The sequence below is a fragment of the Pseudomonas sp. P5_A12 genome, assembly GCF_056400685.1.
Genome location: NZ_JBFUKU010000382.1, coordinates 1 through 4214, shown reverse-complemented (window position 1 = coordinate 4214; position 4214 = coordinate 1). Strand labels below are relative to the sequence as shown.

Here is a 4214-nt window from a genome sequence, read left to right as displayed (position 1 = left end):
ATGCGGGCTTTATTACTACGGCGCTCGTTACTACGCGCCGTGGTTGCAGCGTTGGGTGAGTGCTGATCCGGCCGGGGATGTGGACGGGCTTAATTGGTATGGGTATGTGGGCAACAACCCGCTGCGCTATGTGGATCAAACCGGCGAGGCAAAGGCCGAAAACGTGATCCTCAACTATTCAAATTTCATTTCGGTCCTGGAAGGGCATGCCACGCAAACGCTGGGGCAAATCGACAACATCATCAACAAGTCCAACGTTGCCAAATCGCTGATGAAGAACCTGGTGGGTGAATCCATCAATGCGGGTATCGGTTTTGCCGGCGGCTTCTATGCCGGCGAAAACCTCGGCAGCCTGGTGCCGCAACACACGCCGGCGGGCAATCTGAATGCTCAAGAAGTCATGCCTTTTTCCGGTGGCCTTACCGTCGGTAACTTCGGGGGCGAAATGGCAGGCCGTACGAGCCCGTCTGTGATTCCGACCTCCAGATTGATAGGCCCTCTGATACCACAGACATCAACCATGTCCATCAAGGCGATTGATCATTCACTAGGGCTCCACACAAGTGATGACCCGGTTGACTGGCTTGGCGGCGGGATCAATATTTTCTTCAATAACGTGGTCGGTTCAGTGGTTCCCGGAGTGGGTGCCTTCCTCGCAATGGGCTCCAGGGTTCAGGAAGCCGAGGACATCAAAAACGGGCTGGATCCGGTCAAGATCAACAAAATCGAGTCAATGCTCGATGAGTGGCAATCCACAGAAAATCAACGCTATGCCAATTCCGTGGCCGCCTTCAAGGTCGTTGGCGTTGATGTCATTTACCCTGCCGACGTGCTTCCCAATGTCAATCACATGACCCCTCGAAGCCTGTTGAAACCGATTCGCCTCAGCGAATTGACGCAACAGCATGCAAGAACGCAGGACTTGATACGTAGAAACAAAGCCGGCCTGGCGCTCTACAAAGAAAGCGGTACGACGGATAACCAGTTTTTGTTGAAGCAGGCACGCGTTGGAAAAAACTCACATGCCGCGGCTTAATGGACAAAGGGCCACTCGCTCAACCGTCCCGGGTTCTTGGCCTGTGAGTGCCAGCACGTGAACGCGGCCGTCCATACGGGCACCCCAAGTCTGACCGCCACTGACGCCAGGGGGCTGTCGGTGCGTCAGGTGATTTACCTGCGCAGCAAAGCCGGGGGGGACRTGGCATCGCTCAACACCCGACACGTCTATAACAGCGCCGGGCATCCGATCGAGCAATGGGATTCGAGGCTGCCAGGACCCAATCTTCGCAACGTCTTTCGCCTCTCTGGCGAGGCCATCAGGATCAACAGTGTCGACGCAGGCAGGCGCCTGATCCTGACGGGGCTGGCCGGCGAAGAACTGCAACGCTGGGACCCGCGCGGTCATCGTTGGCGCACTCGCTACGATAATCAATTGCGCGCTGCGGCCATTGATGAGAACGCCCAGTTGAATGTCGAAACTTTCAGCTATGCCGATGCGACGGCCGACCCAGCGTTCAACCTGCGTGGCCAGATGATCACGCAAGTCGATCCGTCCGGTCGACTCGAGCTAAGCAGCTTCAGCCTGCGCGGTCAGCCGCAACGCGAAACCCGAACGATTGTCGATGCAAATGCCTGTGTCACTGGCCGGACTTACGGCCCCCTCGGCGTGGTGCTGTCGCAAATCGATGCAGGGGAACATCAGCAACATTTTCACTATGATCGTGCCGGGCACCTCAAGGCAGTCGTTCTGCAACTCAAGGATGGCGAGCGACACTGTGTGCTGGAGGATGCACAGTACAACGCTGCCGGCCAGATCGAGGCGCAAACCACCGGCAACGGTGTGGTCAGCCAATGGACTTACGACCCGGTCGACGGCCGTCTCTGCACCCTGAAGGCCGGCAAGATCGGCGAACGGTTGCAACAAAACTTCAAGTATTTCTATGACCGGGTGGGCAACATCCTGCGCATCGAAGATCACACCCAAGTCACGGTGTACTTCGCCAACCAGCACGTCGAGGGGCACCGCGACTTCCGCTATGACTCGCTCTACCGGCTGATCAGCGCCAGCGGGTTCGAGGGCGAAATCCCCAACAATCGACCGGGTTTGCCGGATGTCATCACCCCGCTCGATCCCGGCCCCCGTTATAACTACACCGAAGAGTACGAGTACGATGCGGGCAATAACCTGATCGTACTGCGCCATTTGCGCGACCAGCACTGCTTTACTCAGCAGATGTGTATCGATCCCGCCAGCAACCGTGGCGTGCGCCGGGATGACAACCAACCAGAACCGGATTTCGAGAAACTGTTCGACAGGTCTGGCAACTTATTATGTTTACAACCGGGTCAGCCCTTGCAGTGGAATGCCCGCGATCAACTGGAGAAAGTGACTTTAGTTGTCCATGGCAATGAACTGCCGGATGACGTCGAAACGTATCAGTACAGTCAAGGCGAGCGGGTCCGTAAACATCATGTGTCGCATACCCCTACGGCCACTCACAACCAGACCGTTATTTACCTGCCAGACCTGGAAATCCGCACCCGCAGCAATGGCGAGCAACTGCACGTTATCAGTGTGCCACTCGCTTACGGCAGCGTGCGTTGCCTGCACTGGGTCACGGAGGAACACCCTGATCAACTGCGCTATAGCCTTGATGATCATCTCGGATCCTGCGCATTGGAACTCGATCGTTTCGGTGGCCTGATCAGCGCCGAAGTGTATTACCCCTACGGCGGTACCGCCTGGTGGGCGRCAAAATCATTGATAGACGCGAGTTACAAGACCCTGCGCTACTCCGGCAAGGAACTGGATGTCAGCGGACTCCACTACTTCGGCTTGCGCTATTACGCGAGCTGGTTGCATCGCTGGATCAGTCCGGACCCCGAAGGAGCCATCGATGGGTTGAATCTGTATCGGATGGTCGGTAACAACCCGGTTCTGTACATCGACAAGTCCGGCGCAACGAAGGCTGTGTTTGAACTGGCCAAAGAATTCATCGGCGTCCTCGGCAAAGCCAAAAATGCCGCCGACCAGTTACACCATCTCGCGGAGGAGTTCGACGGACTTGTTCCCGAAGGCGCCGATATTGCCGACGTTCGGCAGAGCATGACCCTGGGCAAATTCATGAAGTCCAGACATGGCTTCAAATCGATTCTCAAAGGGGCCATTGCGGGAAGCACCGTGGCCTCGGCGCTGGGAAGTGTAGTACCCGGTGTCGGTACGGGCATTGGCGCCGCCGTCGGTATGGTGGTCGGTGCCATTGCGATGCCGTTACTGCGATATTACTTTTTCAAGAAAGGTTTGAAACTTGCAGAAACGCTGCATACCCAGGAATTGAAAGAGGGCTTGAGCACCGCCGTGGACACCACGAAAAAAGTAGTCAATGGCGCACAGGACCTTTTAAGCGGCGGCAAAGAAGTGCTCGAAAAAATAAAGAATGGCGTGGCGAGTATCACGAGCTACACAGAGCCCCTGCAGAAAATGTTTTACCAACAACTGGAGGAACTCGCCTCCGGCCATCAACGTGAAGTGATGAAACTGCTCAACACCGGTATCGATCCATTTGAAGCCATCGATAAAGTGCTGGAGAGGGCGAAAGCTGCTGCACACCTTCCAGGCGAAGCAGAAGACATTCGCCAGCGATTAGCCGAATTGGCACAGGACGTCGTGGCGAATACGGTAGTGAAGCCGGTGCCCAAGCCCAGGAAGCTGATCCCCAAATTACATAGAAACCTCTCTGAGTCACACGCATGAATGGGCCTATCGGTGAGCCGGTCAAATGAAGCAGAACCCCCACTATCGCACCCCACAATTGAGCGTCTTCGACAGCCGGGGTTTGCCCGCCAGGCGGGTTGACTACCTGCGCCAAAACGGGCTGCTGGAAGCGCTTATCACGTGTCAGCGCTACGACACCCACGGACACTGGGTGGCGCAGTGGGACCCGCGTCTGTCCGGGGTGCTGCCGAACCTGGCCACGGTCTACGGGCTCAGCGGCCAACCGATCAAAGTCGACAGCGTCGATGCCGGCTGGCGGATAAGCCTGGCCKGTGTAGACGGTAAAATACGTCAACGTTGGGACCAGCGCGGCAGTCATTGGCGCATCGCTTACGACAACCGGTTACGCGAAGTCGCCATTGACGAGAACGGTCAACCGAACGTTGAAACCTTTACGTATGCCGACGCCTCGGGCACCCCCGACGGCAATGTACGCGGC

2 protein-coding genes and 1 pseudogene are annotated in these 4214 nt (G+C 56.8%); all 3 read left to right on the top strand.

Going from position 1 to position 4214, the window contains the following annotated elements; genetic code table 11:
• The coding region (locus AC1DSG_RS28340; protein WP_477793828.1) for an RHS repeat-associated core domain-containing protein at positions 1-1036 on the top strand (1036 nt) is incomplete at its 5' end.
• 57 nt (positions 1037-1093) lie between these two features.
• Positions 1094-3754, top strand: a complete 2661-nt coding sequence (locus AC1DSG_RS28335; protein WP_477793827.1) for an RHS repeat-associated core domain-containing protein — start codon at positions 1094-1096, stop codon at positions 3752-3754.
• 25 nt (positions 3755-3779) lie between these two features.
• Positions 3780-4214: pseudogene (locus AC1DSG_RS28330) on the top strand (toxin); the annotation flags it as partial.